This is a genomic window from Paracandidimonas soli (assembly GCF_004342005.1).
GTDB classification, from domain to species: domain Bacteria; phylum Pseudomonadota; class Gammaproteobacteria; order Burkholderiales; family Burkholderiaceae_B; genus Paracandidimonas; species Paracandidimonas soli.
Genome location: NZ_SMBX01000002.1, coordinates 447,002 through 468,324, shown reverse-complemented (window position 1 = coordinate 468,324; position 21,323 = coordinate 447,002). Strand labels below are relative to the sequence as shown.

Here is a 21,323-nt window from a genome sequence, read left to right as displayed (position 1 = left end):
GTCCGGTTCTCTCCCCGGGAGCACGATCCCGTCATGACCAACGGTGGTATCCCGCATGAGCTGGACTGAATATCTGCCTCCCCTGCTGCAAGGGGCATGGCTGACCGCCCAACTGACGTTCTACTCGACGATACTCGGCGCCTTGTGCGCCTTTGCCTTCGGCATAGGAAAGCTGGCGCACAATCCCCTGCTGCGCTGGGTCTCGATCAGCTTCATCGAAGTCTTTCGCGGCACCTCGCTGCTGGTCCAGCTGTTCTGGCTCTACTTCGCCCTGCCCGTATTCGGGCAGTGGATCGGCGTGGACCTGCGCCTGCCGCCGCTCGTGGCCGGGGTGCTCGCGCTGAGCCTGAACATCGGCGCCTATGGCGCGGAAGTCGTCAGGGGAGCCATCCAGTCGGTGGCGCCATCGCAATACGAGGCGGCCAAGGCGCTGGACTTCACGCCGCGCCAGACGTTGTGGCGCATTGCCCTGCCCCAGGCCATCCCCGAGATGATGCCCAGCTTCGGCAACCTGGCCGTCCAGAATCTCAAGGACACGGCCCTGGTCTCCCTGATCAGCCTGGGAGACCTGGCCTTCCGCGCCGAGCAGATCCGCAACTTCACTCAGGACAGCACGACTGTCTACAGCATGCTGCTGCTCATGTACTTTGGCATGGCGCTGGTGCTCACGGCAATCATGAAGCTGCTCGAACGCTCCGTAGGCCGCTGGCGCGCAGGGAGGACATGACATGATGTTCGGAATCGAGTGGGACACCACCAACAACTGGCTGTTCGCCGCCTCCATACTGCCCATACTGCTCAGGGGCATGGTCGTCACGCTGCAGGCCACCGTCGTCGGCTTCCTGATTGCAGCCGTGCTGGGCCTGATCCTGGCCGCATTGAAGGCAGCCCGCCTGCGCATCATTTCCTGGCCGGCGCGGCTGTTCACCGAATTCGTCCGCGATACACCGCTGCTGGCGCAACTGTTCTTCCTGTACTACGTGCTGCCGGAATACGGTATCGTGCTGCCGGCCTTCCTGACGGGCGCCCTGGCGCTCGGGCTGCAATACAGCGCCTATACTTCGGAGGTCTACCGCGCGGGCATCGAGTCCGTCGCCCGTGGCCAGACCGAGGCGGCGTGCGCACTGGACATTCCTCCGCTGCGCACCTTCGGCACCATCATCGTTCCCCAGGCCATCCCCCGCATCATTCCCGCGCTCGGCAACTACCTGGTCTCCATCATGAAGGATGTTCCCATCCTGTCCGTCGTATCCGTCATCGAAATGCTGAGCGTCGCCAAAATCATCGGCGACCGCACCTTCAACTACTTGGTGCCGCTGTCCATGGTCGGAGCGCTATATCTGGTCATGACGCTGATCGCCGCGGCCGGCGTGCGCTATCTGGACCGGCGGCTGCCCAAACAAGGAATCCCCCTGCGATGAACACAAGCGATACTTCCCTTCCGGTTTCCGCCGCATCTCCCGCCGCGCAGGCATCCGAACCCGTCGACATCATCACGTTCAAGGATGTCGTCAAACGATTCGGCGACGTGACGGTTCTCGACCGCCTGAATTTCTCCGTGCGCAAGGGCGAGAAAGTCACGATCATCGGCCCTTCGGGCTCGGGCAAATCCACCGTGCTGCGCATACTGATGACACTGGAGAACATCGACGAAGGCGTCATTCACGTCGCCGGCAAGCCGCTGTGGCACGAAGAGAAAAATGGGGAGCTGCAGCCTGCCTCGGAAGAACACCTGCGTGAAATGCGCAAGGAAATGGGCATGGTGTTCCAGCAGTTCAATCTGTTCCCGCACATGACGGTGCGCCGCAACATCACCGAGGCGCCGGTCCATGTCCTGGGACTGGGCAAAGAAGAAGCCAATGCGCGCGCGGAAACCTATCTGGAGCTGGTGGGGCTTTCCGACCAGGCCGACAAGTTTCCCAGCCAGCTTTCGGGCGGCCAGCAGCAGCGGGTGGCCATTGCGCGGGCGCTGGCCATGAAACCCAACATCATGCTGTTCGACGAACCCACGTCCGCCCTGGATCCCGAGCTGGTCGGCGAAGTGCTCAACGTCATCCAGCGCCTGGCCGACCAGGACGATCTGACCATCCTTCTTGTGACGCACGAGATGCAGTTCGCCAAGCAGATCTCCGACCGCGTCTGCTTCTTTGACAAGGGCGTGATCGTGGAACAGGGACCGCCCGAACAGGTGTTCACCGAGCCTCAAGAGGCGCGGACACAAGAGTTCCTGAAGGGGTTCATCAATCCGGAAGGATGAAGGAAAGACCCCCACGCCGCGCAGGCTAGTGCCTGCTTGCGCTCCACCGCGCGGCCTGCAGGCCGCTTGGATTCGCCAGGCACAGGACAGTCCGCAGTGGACTGTCCTGTGCCCGGGCTCATCCCCAAGGGGGCGTTTTTACCTTGGGCCGGCCCGGCGGTAAAAATATCCCGATACCATCAGGTACCGGGATACGATTCACGCCATGCCCGAGCCTATTGGTACTCGGGCTGCCGCAGGGGTTTCAGGGGCTCGAACGCCTCCCTCGTCGCGATATGCTCCGGCCGTGGAGCCAGCCCGTACTTGGGATCGCCCAGGGTGTTCTCCATGCTGTTGTAGACCATGAAGACATTGGCGCGCGGCCACGGCGAGATATTGCTGCTCGACCCATGCATGGTGTTGCAATCGAAGAATATGACCGAGCCCGGCCGGGCGGTCGCGGCATGGACGCCGCCCTGCTCCGCCAGCAACTGAAGGCTGAGCTCGTCCGGTATGCCCGTTTCCTGCTTCTTGAGAGAACTCTTGTAGTTCTCCTCGGGGGTTTCCCCCTTGCACGAAATGAAGTGCAGATGCGAACCCGGCATCAGCATCAGCGGACCGTTGCAGGCGGTGTTATCGGTCAGCAGCACGGAGCAGCTCAGCGCGCGCATGCGCGGCATGCCGTCCTCCACATGCCAGGTCTCGAAGTCCGAGTGCCAGTAGAACTCCTTGCCGGTGAAGCCAGGCTTCAGATTGGCGCGGGTCTGGTGCAGATAGACTTCGGACCCCAGTATCTGGCGCGCCACATCGAGCAGTCGCGGATCACGCGCCAGGGCCGCCAGTTTCTGGCTGAGCTTGTGCACGGCGAAGACGGAGCGCACGACATCGCTGCCGCGCTCTGTCACTGCCTCTTCCCTGCGGCGTATGACTGGGTCGTTCGACAGGCGGACAACCTCGTCCAGCAGCGCCTGCGTTTCGGTGTCGTCGAAAACACCGTCCAGCACCAGGAATCCGTTTTTCTCGTAGGAGGCCAGCGTCTGCGCATCCAGCGCATCTGCATAGGCCCCGCCTTCATAGACTACAGGTTCTTCCCTGGCCATGATGGCGACGGCGCGTTCCGTGCGGGAAAGATAGCGTTCATGAACTAGACTCATGATGTCATCTCCTTGTTGTTGCCGCCGGACCGCCCCAAGGCAAAATGCGTCTCCCCGGCGAATCCCGGCGGCGTGCGGGCCGCGGGATGGAGCGCAAGCCAAGGCGCGGCACGGGGCGTGTTCCTAGGCCTCCGCCGTGTCGATGCTGGCTGGATAGATTCCGTCGGCGTCATGTACCTCGTCGCCTCTGAGCGGAGGGTTGAATACGCAAATGACGCGCAGCGGCGCGGCGCCGCCGCGCAGGTAATGAGCGTCGTGCTGGTCCAGCGCATACACCACGCCCGGTCCCAATGCATACCGCTTGCCATCCGCCGTGGTCTCGATCTCACCGTCGCCTTCGACGCACCACACGGCCTCCAGATGGTTGGCATAGCGGATGTAGGTTTCCGTGCCCGGAAAAATGACGGTTTCATGGAAAGAAAACCCCATGCCGTCCTTCTTCAGCAGCACGCGGCGGCTTACCCAGTTGTCGGTCCTGACTTCGTGCTCGGTGCCGATCACATCGTTGACATTGCGTACGATCATCCTGCTTTCCTCCCCAGTCGAACGACGCTGGCGGAGTGCCTGGACTCGCTCAGGACCTGCGCCACGCTGCGCTCGATGACTTCGAGGCCTTGCAGCAGATAGGTGTCTTCGATGGTCAGCGCGGGCAGCAGCTTGAGTACTTCGTCGTTCGCGCCCGAAGTCTCGATGACCAGACCCTGCAGGAAGGCTTCCTGCGACACGCGTCCCGCCATGCCTTCCTGATTCATGACCAGACCCTGGATCAAGCCGCGTCCGCGCACGCTCAGGCCTGTTCCGGGATAGCTGTGCACCAGGTTTTCCAGCCAGTCGCGCACGATGCGCTCTTTCCTGGCGACTTCACCCGCGAAGATATCATCGCTCCAGTAGCGCTCGAGCGCGTGCGCCGCCGTGACGAAGGCCAGGTTGTTGCCGCGGAAAGTGCCGCTGTGCGCGCCAGGCTTCCAGATGTCGAGCTCGGGCTTGAACATGACCAGCGACATGGGCAGGCCGAATCCGGAAAGCGATTTCGACAGCGTAATGATGTCGGGCTGGATGCCGGCGTTCTCGAAGCTGAAGAAGCTGCCCGTGCGCCCGCAGCCGACCTGGATGTCGTCGACGATCAGCAGCATGTCGTGCTTGCGGCAGAGGCGCTCCAGCTCGCGCAGCCAGCGCCATGTAGCGACATTGACCCCGCCTTCTCCCTGCACGGTTTCCACGATGACAGCCGCTGGATGGTCCAGCCCGCTGCTGGGATCCTCGAGCATGCGCTCGAAATAGCTGATGGTATCGACGTCCGGACCCAGATAGCCATCGAAAGGCATGAAGGTCGTGTTGGCCAGTGCAACGCCGGCCGCATTGCGGAACTTGGCGTTGGCAGTCACGGCAAGCGAACCGCCGCTGACGCCGTGGAAACCATGGGTGAAGCTGACGATGTTCTGGCGTCCTTTTACCTGGCGGGCAAGCTTCAGGGCCGCTTCGACGGCATTCGTGCCTGTCGGGCCCGTGAATTGCAGGGTATAGCGCCAGTTGCGGGGCTTCAGCAGGACGCGCTCGACTGTTTCAAGGAAATATTTCTTTGCCTCGGTAGCCATATCGAGGCCATGCACAATACCGTCGGTATTCAGGTATTCGATCAGTCTCTCTTTCAGTGCAGGATTGTTATGGCCGTAATTCAGCGTTCCTGCTCCGCTGAAGAAATCAACATATTCCTTGTTCGTGTCGTCAATCAGCAGGGAACCTCTGGCCTGGCTGAATATCACTGGGAAGGACCGGATGTACCCACGAACCTCTGACTCCATCCGGTCGAATATTTTTAATTTCATTCTCGGTTACCTCTCATGTAAGTGGCGCATTGGATCATTCTCATCCGCATGGCGGATGGCGCCGGTTCATTGGAATGGACCTAGCCTGAGCAAAGGCTCGTCCTCGTGCGACTGCCCGCCGAAAAGCGAACGGTCGAACATCGGGGTTTCCGACAGGACTGCGCCCCGGCGGCGGGCCAGCGCGTTGAACAATGCGCGCGAACCCTGGTTGTCGGGGCTGACGGTGGTCTCGATGAAACGCACGCCCCTGGAAATCTGTTCCTGCAGCAAACGGTCGAGCATGGTCGCAGCCAGCCCTCGTCCTCGCTGCGAAGGATGCACGGCAACCTGCCAGATGAACAGCGTGTCCGCGCGCTGCGGCACGATAAAGCCGGAGATGAAGCCCGCCAGATCATCATCTTCCTGACGGCAGGCTACGATGCATGTATCCTGGAAATATTGCGCCAGCAGCAGATAGGCATAGACGGTATTCGTGTCGAGAGGGGGACAAGCCGCGATGAGGGCATGGATTCGCGCGCCATCGTTTGCGCAAGGACGTCGCAGGATCAGTGCTTCATCGCGTACTGTGTCGGTATCCATGTTCAAACCGCAAGCCCCGACTCCGGCGGTACCTCGCCCAGAGGCACATCCAGGATGGGCGCTGCGCTATCCTGCCCAGCCTCTGCGGACACCGTTCCGTTGGCATCGATCAGGTCAACGATGCGCTCCAGCGACAGCGTGATGGTCGCCTGCTCGAGCTCCGGCAATGCATTGAGCGCATCCGCCAGCTTTTTCTGCAAGGGAGACGGCGTATCCTGGGCCAGCTGAATGCCCGTTTCGGTTGCCGTCACGAACACGATGCGGCGGTCCTGCTTGCCCCTTTCCCGGCGGATCAGGCCCTTGTCCTCCAGGCGGTCAAGAATGCCGACCACCGTGCTGGGGCTGACATGCACCTCCCGGCTGATCGCCGTGGCAGTCATCGGACCATGCTTGATGACCGCACGCAGGCAGATCAGCTGCGGCGCCGTGATGTTGCTGTAAGCCGCCAACTGCCTGGAATGCAGCGCGACCGAGCGGGTAATGCGGCGCAATGCGCTGAGAATGCGCAGATCATAGGATTGCTGTACGCCGGTTGAGTCCGTCATGATGATGACACCCTGCAGAAAATTGATTTCTATTCAAATGATACGAGAGCAAATTATTGCACCCATCATGCGGCAGGTCAAATAACGAAAACGAAAGGAAAAGCGGCCTGACTCAAGGAGCCAGGCCGCCCGGGAAATACGCCGCAGACTGCAGCGCGCTCGAGAAAACCGGGGACGGAGGCGCGGATCTGGACCGCCTCCCTGCGCGATCAGGTTCTGTCGGCGTTCCCAGCCACCGCCTTGTAGACGATGGCGCCGATGATGCCGCCCAGAATCGGCGCAACCCAGAACATCCAGAGCTGCGACAAGGCCCAATCGCCCACGAACAGGGCCGGCCCCGTGCTGCGGGCGGGATTGACGGAGGTATTAGTCACGGGGATGCTGATCAGGTGGATCAGCGTCAGCGCAAGACCGATGGCGATGGGCGCGAAACCGGCCGGAGCCCGCTTGTCGGTCGCCCCGAGAATGACAATAAGGAATCCCGCCGTCAATACGACCTCGAGCAGGAAGCCTGCCTGCAGCGTATAGCCGCCGGGAGAGTGCTCGCCATAGCCATTGGAGGCCATGCCTCCCGCCAGGCTGAAATCGGGATTGCCGCTTGCCACCAGATACAGCACGCCGGCCGCCAGCGTTGCACCCACGACCTGCGCGATGATATAGGCCGGCAGATCCCTGGCATCGAACCGGCCGCCGACAACCAGGCCGATGGATACCGCGGGATTCAGGTGGGCGCCGGAAATATGGCCGATTGCATAGGCCATGGTCAGCACGGTCAGACCGAATGCCAGTGCGACACCGGCAAAGCCGATGCCGAAACCGGGGAACCCGGCAGCCAGAACCGCGGCGCCGCAACCGCCGAGGACAAGCCAGAATGTACCGATCAATTCGGCCAATGCGCGTTTGCTCAATGACATGAGAGTACTCCTTGAACAGGATAATCAAAAACAGGAAAAATCATCCGCTGGGCGATATTTCGATCCAGCCTGGAGCGCATGATAGGTCAATCGTTACCGAATACAGCCATTAACTTCAGGGTTATTCACAATGCTTCACATTACTGTGACTGGCTCGTTCTTGCACAAGGGCGCAAATTTTCTGCCATAGCTAGAATTTTGTTTATAAAAACAGGGTAAACCACTAATACAAATAAGATTTTTCTGATATTATCGCAACCGTCAACCTGTCGCTGCCGCTCAGCCCCATTCTTCCTGGTCGAACCATGTCCACATTCCTTCCGGCATTTCCCGCCATCAGGCCATTGCTGCTTGCCATGCTGCTGGCGCTGTTCTGCCTGACAGGCGCCCAATCGGCCGTCGCCGCCTCGCAATCCTCGCTCAAGGCCAGCGCCTCAGGCTCGGCCAGTGCCAGCAAGGCAAAATCCACCAAGGCCAAAAAGACGGATGCAAAGGCGGTAGCCAAGACCAAAAAAAGCGGCAAAGGAAAAACCGCCGCGGCTGGCAGCGCCAAGAAAAGCACTGCCAAGGCAAGCCCTTCCAAAAAAACAGCCTCGAAGAAAGCCTCGGCCAAGAAGACAAGTACTGCCAAGGCAAAAAGCACCAAAAAAACGAGCCCGACCAAGACAGTCACAGCCAAGAAATCGGGTGCGGCCAAGGCCAGCGTGGCCAAATCCGGCGTCAATACGCGCGCCAGGCTGAGCCAGCGCGCCGCGGGCTCGGGCGCTGTCATGACGGCCGCGTACAGCCCTTCCGCCCACGCCGGCGCGGACTCCCTCGAGCCGCCCCGCTCCGAAGTCGCCCTGGTCATCGACCTGGAAAGCTCCAGCGTGCTGTATGAGAAAAACAGCAGCGAAGTCCGCCCCATCGCATCCATCACCAAGCTCATGACGGCGCTCGTCGTGCTCGAAGGCGGCCAGCCGCTGTCGGAAAAACTGGACGTCACCAGCGACGATATCGATCGCCTGCGCAACTCCGGCTCGCGGCTGCCCACAGGCGCCACGCTCACTCGCGAAGAACTGCTGCTGCTTGCGCTGATGTCTTCGGAAAACCGCGCGGCACATGCGCTGGGCCGCAATTATCCCGGCGGCATCACCGCATTCGTGAAGGCCATGAACCGCAAGGCGGCGGAGCTCGGCATGAGCCAGAGCCGGTTCGCGGACCCCACCGGGCTGTCCAGCGAAAACGTGTCTACCCCCTACGACCTCGTCAAGCTCCTGAAGGCGACCAGCGCGCATCCGCTCATCAGCCGCCACACGACCGAGCCGTCGCACGATATTTCGCTCCAGAACGGCAGCCAGCTGACCTACAAGAATACCAACCGGCTCCTGGGCAATGACGAATGGAACATCCAGGTATCCAAGACCGGCTTCATCAAGGAAGCCGGACGCTGCCTCGTCATGCTGACGCGCCTGCAGGATCGCGAGGTCGCCGTCATACTGCTGAACTCCAACGGCAGCCTCACCCGTTTCGCGGACGCCGTCAGGGTGCGGCGCCTGATCGAAAGCCAGGGCACCCTGGCCATGCTCTGAGTCTGAGCATGCAATGCCGTCCCCTTTGCGGCGCGTGCTGCATTGCGCCGTCCATTGCCAGCCCCATTCCCGGCATGCCTCGCGGCAAACCCGCAGGCGTGCCCTGCATCCAGCTGGATGAAGACTACCGCTGCAAGCTGTTCGACAAACCCGAACGACCAGCCTTCTGCGGCGGCCTGAAGCCGGCCGCCGACATGTGCGGCATGACGCGCGAACACGCCATCGCCTGGCTCGCCGACCTGGAAAAGGCGACAGCCCCGTCATGAGTGCCGGCATGCGCAACAAGTGGTAGCATCGCCTCTGCGTTCCATACCGGCGCCCGCGCATCAGACAATCACCAAAACATGCAGAACTGGTTCAGGCTTTCACTCATCTCTTCCGGCTTCATCGCCGTCCTGGTCGGCTACACCAGCTCGGTAGCCATCGTATTCCAGGCCGCCACAGCCGCGGGAGCGACCACCGAACAGATCAGTTCATGGATGTGGGCCCTGGGCCTGGGCATGGGCGCCACCTGCATCGGCCTGTCGCTGCGCTACCGCGCCCCCATCCTCACCGCATGGTCCACTCCGGGCGCTGCGTTGCTGGCCACCAGCCTGCCCGGGTTGGGTATCGGCCAGTCCATCGGAGTCTTCCTGTTCTGCTCGCTGCTCATCACTATCAGCGGCATGACCGGCGCCTTCCAGCGCATCGTCCAGCGCGTGCCGCACCATATCGCCTCCGCCATGCTGGCGGGCGTCCTGTTCCGCTTCGGCGCCGAACTGTTCATCGCCATGCAGAACCAGTGGCTGATGGTGGGGACCATGTTCATCGCCTTTCTGCTGGCTCGCCGCTACCTGCCCCGCTACACCATCCCCCTGGCTCTCGCCGCAGGGATCGCGGCCGCCGCCATGCTGGGGCAACTGCGCCTGGAACGGCTCGAATGGGAGCTTGCCCGCCCTGTTCTGATGATGCCCGAATTCTCCCTCTCCGCCCTGCTGGGCGTCGGCCTGCCCCTATTCATCGTCACCATGACGTCGCAGAACGTCCCCGGCCTGGCGGTACTGCGCGCCAACGGCTACCAGACACCCGCATCGCCGCTGATCAGCTGGACCGGATTCACGGGCGTCCTGCTGGCCCCCTTCGGCGGATACTCCTACAACCTGGCCGCCATTACCGCCGCCATCTGCATGAGCCGCGACGCCGACCCCGACCCCTCCCGACGCTATCTCGCCGCCGTCTGGGCCGGCATCTTCTACCTGGTGATAGGCATCTTCGGCGCCACCGTCGCAGGCCTGTTCGAGGCCTTCCCGCCCGCCCTGGTCGCAGCCATCGCCGGCCTTGCCTTGCTAGGCACCATCGGCAACAGCCTGGCCACAGCCCTGTCCGACGAAAAGGGCCGGGATGCGGCCCTGATCACATTCCTGGCCACGGCATCGGGAATTTCATTCGCAGGCATCAGCAGCGCATTCTGGGGCATGCTGCTGGGGTTCGCGCTGCACCTGCTGACCGCCAGGCGCAGGTAAGGCCGCGCGATCCGCAAAGCCCCCCTATTAGCCATGGCTAACAATCATGAGCCTGCATGCCTGATGCCAATGAGCGCCTGCTGCTCCCCCTGAGCGCCAATGCCCAGCCCGCTGCCGCACAGTCTCATCCAGGCACATTGGAGGGAGGGTAGCCCCGAAGGGGCCGAGGGCGCCTGCTGGCGCGCCCGAGCCGACTGACTGGGCCTGGATGAGACTGTGCGACAGCGGGCGGGTTAGCACTTAGCCTTGCATCAAACAAAACCGCCAACGCAAAAGTAAAGCACCCTAGCGCTGCGCCCGAGCCGATCTCTGTTGCCCCGTCTCGGTAGTCCCCCGCTTCGCAAGTTCGGCTGCACCCTGCCCGCCGATCTTCAGCCCCGCCTCCTGCAGTGCGACCGCTTTTTTACTCCCGATCCCCTTCACACGATCCGACAGATCCTCGAACGAAGCATAAGGACCGCCCCTGCCGCGCTCATCCAGTATCGTCTGGGCCGTCTTCGGTCCGATCCCGCGCACACCCTGCAACTGCTCCAGCGTCGCCTGATTGACATCGACCGCCAGCGCCGCGCCCGACGCCGCAAGCGCCACCGCCAGCCCCAGTGATCTCAGCAGCCTGGCTGGCCCGCGGATCCGCCGGGAAAACGCCGCCCTGCCGCCGATGCACCGGACAGCGAAAGGCGCACCTGCCGGACTCTCCGCTGAAGCGGGACTGGCAACGGTCGATTGAGTGAATGGATTCATGGCTGAGCTCCTTGCAGATTGGAAAGAAGACGCGCCCGGCAGCAAAATGCCTCCCACGCTGCGCCTTCGGCTTGCTGCATCCCACCTCGCGGCCTGCATGCCGCTCGGATTCGTCAGGCACCGCACAGCCCGCAGGGGCTGTCCTGTGTCCAGACTCATCCCAGGGAGGACGCTTTTGCCTAGGGGCGGCCCGGCGGCAAAAAAGCCAGCGCGACACGTCCCCACCATCATGCGACAGAACCCCAGTCCGTTCCCGCCAAAGAGGCGGAAATAGCCACTTCGGAAACTACCCCAGCAAATGCGTGACGTATTTTTCCACGCCGCGCTGGACATCCATGAAAGGCTTGTCATATCCCGCGGCGCGCAATGCCGTCAGATCGGCCTGCGTGTGGCTTTGGTAGCGGCCCTTCAGATCGTCCGGGAAAGGAATGTATTCAAGCTGCTCCTGCCCGACCAGGTCCTCCAGCGGCAAGACCGCCTGCCCCCCGTGCGTGCGCAGCGTATTGACCACGGTCTGGGCCACGTCATTGAAAGGCTGCGCCCTGCCCGTGCCGCAATTGAACACCCCTGAAACCTGCGGATTTCCCAGGAAGAACAGATTCACATCCACCACATCGTCCACGTGAATGAAATCCCGCATCTGGCCCCCGTCCGCATAACCGTCCCAGCCGCCGAACAGACGCACGCTGCCCTGCTCGCGGAACTGATTGAAATTATGGAAGGCAACGGATGCCATGCGCCCCTTGTGCTGCTCGCCCGGGCCATAGACATTGAAATAGCGCAGGCCCACCACCGGCGCGGAAAGCGCATCCAGGTGGCGGCGCAGCACCTGGTCGAACAGGAACTTGGAATAGCCGTAGACGTTCAATGGCGCTTCGTTGCGGATATCTTCCACATAGTTCGGACCAGCCCCATAGACGGCCGCCGAAGACGCATACAGGAACGGCGTGCGATGCTGCTGGCAGAACTGGAACAGCTCCAGCGTCACCCTGTAGTTGTTGTCCATCATGTAGTGGCCGTTGCGTTCCGTCGTGTCGGAGCATGCCCCCTGGTGCAGGACGGCTTCGACGCGCGGCAAAGTATTGCCCAGCACGCGCGCGCGAAACTCATCCTTGTGCATGTAGTCCGCAATGTCCAGATCGACGAGATTGACGAACTTGTCACCCTGAGTCAGATCGTCGACCACCAGGATGTCCTTGTGTCCGCGACGATTCAGCCCCCGCACGATATTGCTTCCGATGAAGCCCGCCGCGCCAGTTACGATAATCATTTCAATTCCTCCGCCGTCACAATCGACGTACCCAGTTTTCCTACGACGATGCCGCCCGCGCGGTTGGCCCAGTCCGCGGACCGGGTCCAGTCCTCTCCGGCCGCCCGCATGACGGCAAGCGTCGCCAGCACGGTATCTCCAGCGCCGGACACATCGAATACTTCCTGCGCATGTGTCGGGAAATGCTCCCGGCCATGCGCCGTGAACAGCGTCATGCCCTGCTCGGAACGCGTCACCAGCAACGCCTCCAGCTCCAGCTTCCGGCGCAGTTCCTGGGCGCGCTGCTGCAGGTCCTCTTCCGATTTCCAGCGCCCCACGGCCTCGATCAGTTCCGCGCGATTCGGCGTGACCAGCGTGGCGCCATGATAGCGTTCGTATGTCGCCCCCTTGGGGTCCACCAGCACCGGTACGCCCGCCTGCCTGGCATGGGCGATCAGTTGCTCGACGCGGTCCAGCGCACCCTTGGCGTAATCGGACAGCACCAGTACATCGTGCGAGGCGATCAGGCTCTCCGCCTGGCGGGACAAGGCATCCAGGCTTGCCGCCGAAGGATGCTCTTCGAAATCGACGCGCAGCAACTGCTGCTGCCGGCCCAGCACCCGCATCTTCAGCGTCGTCGGCAGGCTCTCGTCTTCGACGCAGTCCGCCTCGATGCCGGACTCCGACGCCAGCGCGGCGACGCTGCGCCCCGCTTCATCTCTGCCGACGATGCCCAGCAGCGTGGCATGCCCGCCCAGGGCCACGATATTGCGCGCCACGTTGGCCGCGCCGCCCAGGCGATCCTCGCGCTTGGCGATCTTCACGACCGGCACCGGCGCCTCGGGAGAGATGCGATCGACATCCCCGAACCAGTAGCGATCCAGCATGAGATCGCCGATGACCAGAATCCTGGTCTTGCGCACCGCCTCTTCGGGGAATCGGCTCATCGCAGTTCCTCCACGCGGCGGGGTGTATAGGTTTCCCATGAATTGCACCCCGGGCACTGCCAATAATACGTCTTGGCCTCGAACCCGCAAACCTTGCACGAATAGCGGTCCAGGCGCTGGGTGTGCCGATGGATCAGCGAGCGCAGCAGGCCGAAATCCGCCCCGCCCGTCAGGGGCGGCATATCGGTTCCGTCGAGCGGCGCGCTGGCCGCCTGCGCCTTGCCGATTTCCACATCCAGCACGCGATCCAGCCCCAGCAGCGAGGGATGCCGGCTCAGGGCATCGCGCGCAAAGTCCCAGGCGACCTGCCTGCCCCGGGCTTCCCTCAGTTCCCGGAACAGCACGCTGAACACATCCAGCGACGGATGAGAGGCGTAATGCTCCTGCAAGAGCTGCAGCCCCCTTTCCGGATCCCCCGCCTTGCGCCAGCTTTCCAGCAGCCCGGAGGCAATCAGGCTGGCGTAGGTAGGCGCGTTGCGCAGCACCGAGCCGAGATACGTACGCTCCAGGCCGTTGTCTTCGCGCAGGCGCGCCTGCAAGGCGCGCAGCATGGCGATACGGGCTTCTGCGCCCTCCGTGTCACCGCCGTGCGCACGCAGCGACTGCACCGCGTGCTCCGCCGCGTCCAGCGCTTCGTCCGCCTGATCGGGCTGCGGAGGGCGCGCCGTCAGCGCGGCATGGGCGCGCTCGCATTGATAGTGCGCCAATTGCGGCACGGGCTCGTCCACCAGCGCCCTCAGCCGCTTGACAGCGTCGATGGCGCGGATCCAGTCATGCTCCGACTCGTAGATGCGAATCAGCGCCTTGACGGCCGGCACAGCGAAGCGGGTATCGAGGAGTTGCTCGAACGCCTGCTCCGCGCGGTCGAGCAGGCCCGCCTTCAGGAAGTCCTGCCCCAGCTCATGCAAGGCATGCTCGCGTTCCGCCTCCGGCAGATCGGCGCGCGAAAGCAGGCTTTGATGAACACGGATGGCGCGCTCCATTTCGCCTCGCCTGCGAAACAGGCTGCCCAGGGCGAAGTGCAGTTCCGTCGTTTCCGGATCCAGCCGCGCAACTTCGATGAAGGCATCGATGGCGCGGTCGGGCTCTTCATTGAGAAGAAAATTGAGTCCCTTGAAATAGGACTTGGGCAGAGTGCGCGTCTCGGACAGCAATTGCCGTATGTCGACGCGTGCGGCAATCCAGCCCAGCGCGAACAGCAACGGCAGAAAAATCAGCCACCACGGTTGAAAATCCACAGATCATTCCTGTAAAAACCCCCACGCTGCGCCTTCGGCTTGCTGCCCCCAAGGGGGCGCTTTTTGCCTTGGGGCGGCCCGGCGGCAAAAAATTTCACAGCGGCGCCAGGGGCGCAACGGTTTCCGGGGCCTCCGGGCTCGTCGTGCCCGCCGGATAGCGGATCTCGTCTTCCAGGCGGGTGATCTCGCGCTTGAGGCGCTTGATTTCGCGGTTGCGCCGCATGACGGAGCCCATCGCCAGCAGCAGCCCGAAGACGGCGCCCAGCACAAACACGACCAGCATCACCACGATCAGCGGAACGCCCGTCAGATAGTAGTCTCCATAGAAACGGACATCGACTGCGCCTGTGTTGTTCAGCGCGAACATGAGTACCAGCACAAACACCAACAGCCGCACCAGCCAGACGACATAACGCATGGTGAAATCTCCGTTCAATTATTTTTGAGGCAATGTCCGCATTGTAATTGCATTTTCCCCGGATACGGACCCAGGCCGCACGGCTTGCGCAAACATGGAAGCCTGAACAGACAGGCCCCCTGGATGAGGGGGCCTGTTTTTACCTTCGTGTGACGAACCGCAATCGCACCAGAGTCATTCCGCAACCATGGTTGCGGGCTTCTCCGCCTGCTCGGGATCCACCCGTTCGCGCAATTCCTTGCCGGCCTTGAAATGCGGCACCTGCTTACCAGGCACCATCACTTTTTCGCCGGACTTCGGGTTGCGCCCTACCCTGGGCTGCCGGGACGACAGGGAAAAGCTGCCGAAGCCCCTTATCTCGATGCGCTGGCCGTCGGCCAAAGCCTGGGTCATGGCATCGAGCAGGGTCTTGACTGCATAGTCCATGTCGCGCCCCGCCAACTGCGGATAACGACTGGCCAGAATTGCGATCAATTCGGACTTCGTCACGCCGATTAGCCGTCGTCGCGCGCTTGGTCGAGCTTGGCCTTGAGCAGCGCACCAAGGTTGGTGGTGCCCGAGGAGGCGCTGGCTTCCGACATGCGCTGGATGGTATCGGCGGTTTCTGCGGTTTCGCGCGCCTTGATCGACAACTGGATCGAACGCGTCTTGCGGTCGATGTTGATGATCATGGCTTCGAGGTTTTCGCCTTCCTTCAGGACGGTGGTTGCATCCTCGACGCGGCCGGTGGAGATTTCCGAAGCGCGCAGGTAGCCTTCCACATCGACGGACAGCGTGACAACGGCGCCCTTGGCTTCGACGGACTTGATCACGCCGGGAACGACGGCGCCCTTGTCATGTGTTGCAACGAAGTTGTTGAAGGGGTCGCCTTCCAGTTGCTTGATACCCAGGGAGATGCGCTCTTTCTCGGTATCGATGCCCAGGACCACGGCGTCGATTTCGTCGCCCTTCTTGAAGTTGCGAACGGCTTCTTCGCCGGTTTCCGTCCAGGACAGGTCGGACAGGTGGACCAGGCCGTCGATGCCGCCGGGCAGGCCGACGAACACACCGAAATCGGTGATCGACTTGATGGCGCCGTGAACCTTGTCGCCGCGCTTGAAGTTGATGGAGAACTCTTCCCACGGATTGGCGCGGCACTGCTTCATGCCCAGCGAGATGCGGCGACGGTCTTCGTCGATCTCCAGGACCATGACTTCGACTTCCTCGCCCAGCGTGACGACCTTGCGCGGATCGACGTTCTTGTTGGTCCAGTCCATTTCGGAGACGTGCACCAGACCTTCGATGCCGGCTTCGACTTCGACGAACGCACCGTAGTCGGTCAGGTTGGTCACCTTGCCGAACAGGCGCGTGCCTTGCGGGTAGCGGCGGGCCAGGCCGATCCAGGGATCTTCGCCCAGCTGCTTGACGCCCAGGGAAACGCGGCTCTTTTCCTGGTCGAACTTGAGCACCTTGGCCTCGACTTCCTGGCCCACTTGCAGGACTTCGGAAGGATGGCGGACACGGCGCCATGCCATGTCGGTGATGTGCAGCAGGCCGTCGATGCCGCCCAGGTCGATGAACGCGCCGTAGTCGGTGATGTTCTTGACGATACCCTTGACGATGGCGCCTTCGGCCAGCGTTTCGAGCAGCTTCTGGCGCTCTTCGCCCATGCTGGCTTCAAGGACGGAGCGGCGCGACAGCACGACGTTGTTGCGCTTGCGGTCCAGCTTGATGACCTTGAATTCCAGAGTTTTGCCTTCGTACGGCGTGGTGTCCTTGACGGGACGCAGGTCGACCAGCGAACCGGGCAGGAACGCGCGGATGCCGTTGGTCATGACCGTCAGGCCGCCCTTGACCTTGCCGGTGATGGTGCCGGTGACCAGTTCGCCGGATTCCAGCGCCTGCTCCAGCGACAGCCAGGCCGACAGGCGCTTGGCGCGGTCGCGCGACAGGATGGTGTCGCCGTAGCCGTTTTCCAGGGAGTCGATGGCGACCGAGACGAAATCGCCGGCCTGCACTTCGAGTTCGCCCTGGTCGTTCAGGAATTCTTCCAGAGGAATCAGAGCCTCGGATTTGAGGCCGGCGTTGACGACGACGAAATTGTGATCGACACGCACGACTTCGGCCGAAATGACTTCACCGGACTTCATGTCCTGGTTCTTGATGCTTTCGGCAAACAGATCGGCAAAACTTTCACCGCCAAAAGCGGCGGTATTGGTGGAAGTGGAAGACATTAAATGAGATCCATGAGCCAGTACTGCGCTCGGTAAAAAGTGAAAAACACACCTGGGCGGCGCCTGCCGCTGCGGTGGAGTCAAAACATGACCCGGATGCTTCTTCGAAGATGGAATTGCCAAACCACCCTACGAATCGTTCCGGATCCCCAAGCCCGACCAGAGATCGAGCACTGCTGCAACGGTTTCCTCGATGGTCAGCGTCGAAGAATCCACTACCCTGGCATCGGGCGCCGCGGCAAGCGGCGCGACACTGCGCATGCGGTCTCTCTCGTCCCGAAGGCGCATATCCTCTGCCAAGCTCTCAAGATTAACAGAAATTCCTTTCTCCATCAACTGCTTACAGCGCCTTTCCGCCCTGGCCTGCACACTGGCCTCCAGAAAGATCTTCAGCGGCGCGTCCGGGAAGACCACCGTCCCCATGTCGCGGCCGTCCGCGACCAGCCCCGGCGAGCGGCGAAATGCGCGCTGGCGCTGCAGCAGCGCCTCGCGCAGCAACGGATAGGCGGCGATCCTGGAAGCCAGGTTTCCCACCGATTCCTGGCGGATATCGGCCGAGATGTCCCGCTCGCCCATCAGGACGGCGCCCGCGGAAAAGCGCACTTCCATGCTGGCGGCGATGGCTGCGACCGTACCCTTGTCCTCGGGATCCGTGCCCGACTCCTGCACGATCAGCGCAACGATGCGGTACAGCGCCCCGCTGTCGAGCACATGCCAGCCCAGGGCGTCCGCCACGCGGTGTGCGACCGTCCCCTTCCCCGATGCAGTGGGCCCGTCGATCGCGATGACCGGAGCCTGGCTTGTCTGATTCACCATAACGATCGCCCTCCTTCAGGAAACCATGCCCTGGAACACGGGGAAGTAGCCCGGGAACGTCTTGCCCACGCACTCCGGATCAAGGATGGTCACCGTTTTCGGTCCGAAGGACGCCAGTGAAAAGCACATGGCCATGCGGTGATCGTCGTAGGTGGCGATCTCGGCCTCCTTCCAGCCGTCCCTGGACAAGGGGTGGACGGTCAGCCAGTCATCGCCGGACGCGACCGTGGCGCCCAGCTTTTCCAGCTCGGTGTGCATGGCATGGATGCGGTCTGTTTCCTTGACCCGCCAGCTGCCGATATTGCGCAGCGTGCACGGACCGTCGGCGAACAGCCCCAGCACGGCGGCCGTCATGGCGGCATCGGGAATCAGGTTGAAGTCCTCATCGAAGGCGCGCAGCGTGCCGCCCTGCGCGACACGCACGCCCGAGACTTCGAGCGCATGCGCCTCCCGGCGAACCTTGGCGCCCATGCGCTCCAGCACGTCCGCAAACGTAATGTCGCCCTGGATGCTTTCCCCGCCCACGCCGTGGATGACGACGGGACCGCCGCCGATGGCTCCCAGCGCCATGAAATACGAAGCGGTGGAGGCATCTCCTTCGACGCGCAAATCGCCAGGCGAACGGTAGGCCGCATCCGCGCCGATGACGAAGCGCTGCCAGCCTTCGCGAGTCACCTTGACGCCGAAGCGGTCCATCAGGTTCAGCGTGATATTGATGTAGGGCTTGGATATCAGCTCGCCCTCGACTTCGACGGTCAGGGGCTGGCCCGTGGCCGCCGTATGCAGCGGCGCAGCCATCAGCAGCGCCGTCAGGAACTGGCTGGAAACAGAGCCCTTGACGCGCACCGGCATGCCGGACTTCAGATCGGGCATGCCGATCCTGAGCGGCGGATAGCCTTCATTGCCCTCGTAGAGGATGTCGGCCCCCATGCTGCGCAGGGCGTCGACCAGGTCTCCGATCGGGCGCTCGTGCATGCGCGGCACGCCCGACAGGCGGTATTCCCCGCCGCTCAGCGCCAGGGCGGCCGTCAGGGGCCGGAATGCGGTGCCCGCATTGCCGAGATGGATATCCTCCGGCCCCGGCCGCAGCGCACTGCCGCCATGGACGACGACCTCGTCCTGGGCAATGCGATCCACCCGGACGCCCAACTGGTCCAGCGCCTGCAGCATGACGCGCGTATCGTCGGAATCCAGCAGGCCCGAGATGCGCGTTTCACCTTGCGCCAGCGCCGCCAGCAGCAACACGCGGTTGGAAATGCTCTTGGATCCCGGCAGGTTCATTTGCCCTGCCGCCTGCGCCACCGGCGCAAGCGGCAGCATTGTTGTCTTGCTCATTCGTGTCCGCTCCTGCTTCCCCAGAACCGGCGCGCCACGGCGGCGCGTTCCAGCAGCTCGTGCAATTCCCGCGCATCCCCTTGCGCCAGCGCGCTTTCCGTCTGCTCGAGAAGCGCGCGGAACGCTTTCAGCTCCTGCAGCACCGCATCCCGGTTCGCCATGAAAATGTCCTGCCACATCTCCGCCGAGCCGGCCGAGATGCGCGTGAAATCCCTGAAGCCGCTGCCCGCCAGGGAAAGCCGCAGATCGGCGTCGTCCGCGCCGGAGACCTGCGCCATGAATACCGACGCCAGGAAATGCGGCACGTGGCTGACCGACGCCAGCGCGGCATCGTGCGCATCAGGCTCCATCAGCACGACGCGCGCGCCGCAGGCTTTCCACAGGTCGATGGCAAGCGTCCTGCACTGTTCCGTGTTTTCTTCCAGCGGCGTCAGCACGACGGTGCGTCCCACGAACAAGTCCGCGCTCGCCGCCTCCGGGCCCGTCTTCTCGGCGCCCGCGATGGGATGCCCCGGAACAAAACATTCCGATCGATCTCCCAGCGCGCTCCTGGCCGCTTTCACGACATCCGCCTTCGTACTGCCGACATCGGTCAGCAAGGCATCCGGCTTCAGGAACGGCAGCAGGCGGGAAAGAATCGCCGGAATGGCGCCCACCGGCGTCGCCAGGACTATGATGTCCGCCTGCCGCGCGGCATCCTCCAACGCTACGGCCTCGTCGATGAGTCCCAGGCCTTTCGCGCGGACCAATGCATCCCTGCTGCGGCCGGCGCCAATCACCTTGCCGACCTTGCCCGCCCTGCGCAACGCCGCGGCGAACGAACCTCCGATCAGCCCGACGCCAACGACGGCAAGGACAGGAAGCTCCCGCCCGGGAGCCGCATCGAGCGCTGCGCTCATCGTTCCGCCAGGCTGTCTTTCAGCGCATCGATCAGCCTGGCGTTTTCTTCCGGCAGGCCGATCGAAATGCGCAGCCACTCCGGCAGGCCATCGCCGACGACGGGACGCACGATGACTCCTCGGCGCAGCAGCGCCTGGTTCAACCGCGCGGCATCGCCGACACGCACCAGCACGAAATTGCCGTAGCTGGGCACATACTCAAGCCCCATTTCCTCGAAGGCGCTCGACAGGACCTTCTTGCCGTCGCGGTTCAGTTCGTAGGTTCGCTGCAGGAACGCCTTGTCCTGCAAGGCTGCGATGGCCGCCGCCTGCGCCAGGCTGTTGACATTGAAGGGCTGGCGCACGCGGTTGAGCAGGTCGGTCAGGCGCGGCTGCGCCAGGCTGAATCCCACACGCAGTCCCGCCAGGCCATAGGCCTTGGACAAGGTGCGCGACACGATGAGATTGGGGAAACGCTCGACCAGCCTGGCGCTGTCGAAACGCAGCTCCGGATCCAGGTACTCGTTGTAGGCTTCGTCCAGCAATACGGTGACGCGCTCCCCATGCGTATTCCAGACCTTTTCCAGGAACGCGGTCACGGCCTCGCCCGGCTGGTAGGTGCCCGTGGGGTTGTTGGGATTCGCGATGAACACCAGCCGCGTGTCCGGCTCGATGGCGTCGAACATGGCATCCAGGTCATGCCCGTGGTTCCTGGCGGGCGTCATCAGGTGGCGCGCGCCGCGCGCCTGGGTCGCCAGGCGATAGACGGCGAACGCATATTGCGAATAGACGGCCGAGGTCCCGGGACCGAGCAGGGCTAGCGATGCCAGTTCCAGCAGATCGTTCGAGCCGTTGCCCAGTGTGATCCAGGCGGCGGGCAAGCCGTAGATCTTCGATAGCAGCGCCTTCAGTTCGAAACCGTTGGGATCGGGATAGCGTCCCAGGTCGCTCACAGCCTGCGCAATGGCCATCTTTGCCGATTCCGGCATGCCCAGCGGGTTTTCATTGGAAGCCAGCTTGATGATACCGGCGGGATCCAGGCCGAATTCCCGCGCCAGTTCCGAAATGGGCTTGCCCGGCTGGTATGGCGCAATCGACAGGATATGCGCTGCAACCGTCGGCGCTTCGCCGACAGCCGCCGTTGCTTGCGTCGTCATTGTC

24 protein-coding genes are annotated in these 21,323 nt (G+C 62.8%); 6 read left to right on the top strand and 18 right to left on the bottom strand.

The features are described 5' to 3' along the window. The first annotated feature begins 55 nt into the window (after positions 1-55). From ehuC to ehuA, 3 genes are read left to right on the top strand one after another with little or no spacing between them, the layout of a single operon-like run. Positions 56-727: an ectoine/hydroxyectoine ABC transporter permease subunit EhuC gene (gene ehuC / locus EV686_RS05810; protein WP_132474443.1), complete on the top strand. Its 672-nt coding sequence runs from the start codon at positions 56-58 to the stop codon at positions 725-727. A 1-nt stretch (position 728) separates the two neighbouring features. Then, positions 729-1,421: an ectoine/hydroxyectoine ABC transporter permease subunit EhuD gene (gene ehuD / locus EV686_RS05805; protein ID WP_132474441.1), complete on the top strand. Its 693-nt coding sequence runs from the start codon at positions 729-731 to the stop codon at positions 1,419-1,421. Then, positions 1,418-2,257: an ectoine/hydroxyectoine ABC transporter ATP-binding protein EhuA gene (gene ehuA, locus EV686_RS05800; RefSeq protein ID WP_132474439.1), complete on the top strand. Its 840-nt coding sequence runs from the start codon at positions 1,418-1,420 to the stop codon at positions 2,255-2,257. Before ehuD ends, ehuA begins: the two co-directional genes overlap by 4 nt. A gap of 215 nt (positions 2,258-2,472) precedes the next feature. Here the strand turns inward: ehuA and thpD are convergent, their stop codons facing one another. The 7 genes from thpD to EV686_RS05765 all read right to left on the bottom strand — a co-directional run bounded on the left by thpD (position 2,473) and on the right by EV686_RS05765 (position 8,026). Further along, the gene (gene thpD, locus EV686_RS05795; protein WP_377748100.1) at positions 2,473-3,390 is read right to left on the bottom strand and encodes an ectoine hydroxylase; all 918 of its coding nucleotides are present in this window, start codon (positions 3,388-3,390) and stop codon (positions 2,473-2,475) included. Between the two features lie 123 nt (positions 3,391-3,513). Next, positions 3,514-3,915 (bottom strand): ectoine synthase, encoded by a 402-nt coding sequence (locus EV686_RS05790; protein WP_132474437.1) that lies wholly within the window; start codon positions 3,913-3,915, stop codon positions 3,514-3,516. Continuing rightward, entirely contained in the window at positions 3,912-5,216 is a 1,305-nt protein-coding gene (gene ectB / locus EV686_RS05785; RefSeq protein WP_132474435.1) for a diaminobutyrate--2-oxoglutarate transaminase, read from the bottom strand. The genes EV686_RS05790 and ectB overlap by 4 nt, the downstream gene beginning before the upstream one ends. A gap of 66 nt (positions 5,217-5,282) precedes the next feature. Further along, positions 5,283-5,795 (bottom strand): diaminobutyrate acetyltransferase, encoded by a 513-nt coding sequence (gene ectA, locus EV686_RS05780; RefSeq protein ID WP_243650763.1) that lies wholly within the window; start codon positions 5,793-5,795, stop codon positions 5,283-5,285. 2 nt (positions 5,796-5,797) lie between these two features. Beyond that, complete coding sequence (locus tag EV686_RS05775) at positions 5,798-6,340, bottom strand: MarR family winged helix-turn-helix transcriptional regulator (protein ID WP_132474433.1); 543 nt, start codon at positions 6,338-6,340, stop codon at positions 5,798-5,800. A 209-nt stretch (positions 6,341-6,549) separates the two neighbouring features. Next, positions 6,550-7,254, bottom strand: coding sequence for an aquaporin Z (aqpZ, locus tag EV686_RS05770; RefSeq protein WP_132474431.1), 705 nt, complete (start codon positions 7,252-7,254; stop codon positions 6,550-6,552). Positions 7,255-7,477: 223 nt separating this feature from the next. After that, positions 7,478-8,026 (bottom strand): hypothetical protein, encoded by a 549-nt coding sequence (locus tag EV686_RS05765; protein ID WP_132474429.1) that lies wholly within the window; start codon positions 8,024-8,026, stop codon positions 7,478-7,480. Here EV686_RS05765 and pbpG point away from each other — a divergent pair. The 3 genes from pbpG (at position 8,025) to EV686_RS05750 (ending at position 10,327) form a co-directional block, all read left to right on the top strand. Continuing rightward, complete coding sequence (gene pbpG / locus EV686_RS05760) at positions 8,025-8,825, top strand: D-alanyl-D-alanine endopeptidase (protein ID WP_132474427.1); 801 nt, start codon at positions 8,025-8,027, stop codon at positions 8,823-8,825. The genes EV686_RS05765 and pbpG overlap by 2 nt on opposite strands. An 8-nt stretch (positions 8,826-8,833) precedes the next feature. Next, positions 8,834-9,091 (top strand): YkgJ family cysteine cluster protein, encoded by a 258-nt coding sequence (locus tag EV686_RS05755; protein WP_132474425.1) that lies wholly within the window; start codon positions 8,834-8,836, stop codon positions 9,089-9,091. 78 nt (positions 9,092-9,169) lie between these two features. After that, the gene (locus EV686_RS05750; protein ID WP_132474423.1) at positions 9,170-10,327 is read left to right on the top strand and encodes a benzoate/H(+) symporter BenE family transporter; all 1,158 of its coding nucleotides are present in this window, start codon (positions 9,170-9,172) and stop codon (positions 10,325-10,327) included. 285 nt (positions 10,328-10,612) lie between these two features. Here EV686_RS05750 and EV686_RS18540 read toward each other — a convergent pair whose 3' ends face one another. From EV686_RS18540 to hisC, 11 genes are all read right to left on the bottom strand, one after another. Beyond that, positions 10,613-11,068 carry a ComEA family DNA-binding protein gene (locus EV686_RS18540; protein WP_243650762.1) on the bottom strand — a complete coding sequence of 152 codons (456 nt, stop codon included), beginning with the start codon at positions 11,066-11,068 and terminating at the stop codon, positions 10,613-10,615. Positions 11,069-11,354: 286 nt separating this feature from the next. Then, complete coding sequence (gene rfaD, locus EV686_RS05740) at positions 11,355-12,338, bottom strand: ADP-glyceromanno-heptose 6-epimerase (RefSeq protein ID WP_132474419.1); 984 nt, start codon at positions 12,336-12,338, stop codon at positions 11,355-11,357. Continuing rightward, complete coding sequence (rfaE1, locus tag EV686_RS05735) at positions 12,335-13,264, bottom strand: D-glycero-beta-D-manno-heptose-7-phosphate kinase (protein WP_132474417.1); 930 nt, start codon at positions 13,262-13,264, stop codon at positions 12,335-12,337. The genes rfaD and rfaE1 overlap by 4 nt, the downstream gene beginning before the upstream one ends. After that, the gene (gene lapB, locus EV686_RS05730; protein ID WP_132474415.1) at positions 13,261-14,502 is read right to left on the bottom strand and encodes a lipopolysaccharide assembly protein LapB; all 1,242 of its coding nucleotides are present in this window, start codon (positions 14,500-14,502) and stop codon (positions 13,261-13,263) included. The genes rfaE1 and lapB overlap by 4 nt, the downstream gene beginning before the upstream one ends. 94 nt (positions 14,503-14,596) lie before the next feature. Then, on the bottom strand, positions 14,597-14,920 hold the full coding sequence (locus tag EV686_RS05725; RefSeq protein WP_132474413.1) for a LapA family protein: 324 nt from the start codon (positions 14,918-14,920) through the stop codon (positions 14,597-14,599). A 174-nt stretch (positions 14,921-15,094) separates the two neighbouring features. Further along, positions 15,095-15,409 (bottom strand): integration host factor subunit beta, encoded by a 315-nt coding sequence (locus tag EV686_RS05720; protein WP_132474411.1) that lies wholly within the window; start codon positions 15,407-15,409, stop codon positions 15,095-15,097. 5 nt (positions 15,410-15,414) lie between these two features. Beyond that, positions 15,415-17,133 (bottom strand): 30S ribosomal protein S1, encoded by a 1,719-nt coding sequence (gene rpsA / locus EV686_RS05715; RefSeq protein WP_132474409.1) that lies wholly within the window; start codon positions 17,131-17,133, stop codon positions 15,415-15,417. A gap of 129 nt (positions 17,134-17,262) precedes the next feature. After that, positions 17,263-17,949 carry a (d)CMP kinase gene (gene cmk, locus EV686_RS05710; RefSeq protein WP_132474407.1) on the bottom strand — a complete coding sequence of 229 codons (687 nt, stop codon included), beginning with the start codon at positions 17,947-17,949 and terminating at the stop codon, positions 17,263-17,265. A gap of 15 nt (positions 17,950-17,964) precedes the next feature. After that, positions 17,965-19,284 carry a 3-phosphoshikimate 1-carboxyvinyltransferase gene (aroA, locus tag EV686_RS05705; protein WP_132474405.1) on the bottom strand — a complete coding sequence of 440 codons (1,320 nt, stop codon included), beginning with the start codon at positions 19,282-19,284 and terminating at the stop codon, positions 17,965-17,967. Continuing rightward, the gene (locus EV686_RS05700) at positions 19,281-20,183 is read right to left on the bottom strand and encodes a prephenate dehydrogenase (protein ID WP_132474403.1); all 903 of its coding nucleotides are present in this window, start codon (positions 20,181-20,183) and stop codon (positions 19,281-19,283) included. Before EV686_RS05700 ends, aroA begins: the two co-directional genes overlap by 4 nt. Continuing rightward, positions 20,180-21,319 (bottom strand): histidinol-phosphate transaminase, encoded by a 1,140-nt coding sequence (gene hisC, locus EV686_RS05695; RefSeq protein WP_132474401.1) that lies wholly within the window; start codon positions 21,317-21,319, stop codon positions 20,180-20,182. The genes EV686_RS05700 and hisC overlap by 4 nt, the downstream gene beginning before the upstream one ends. Positions 21,320-21,323 lie beyond the last annotated feature (4 nt).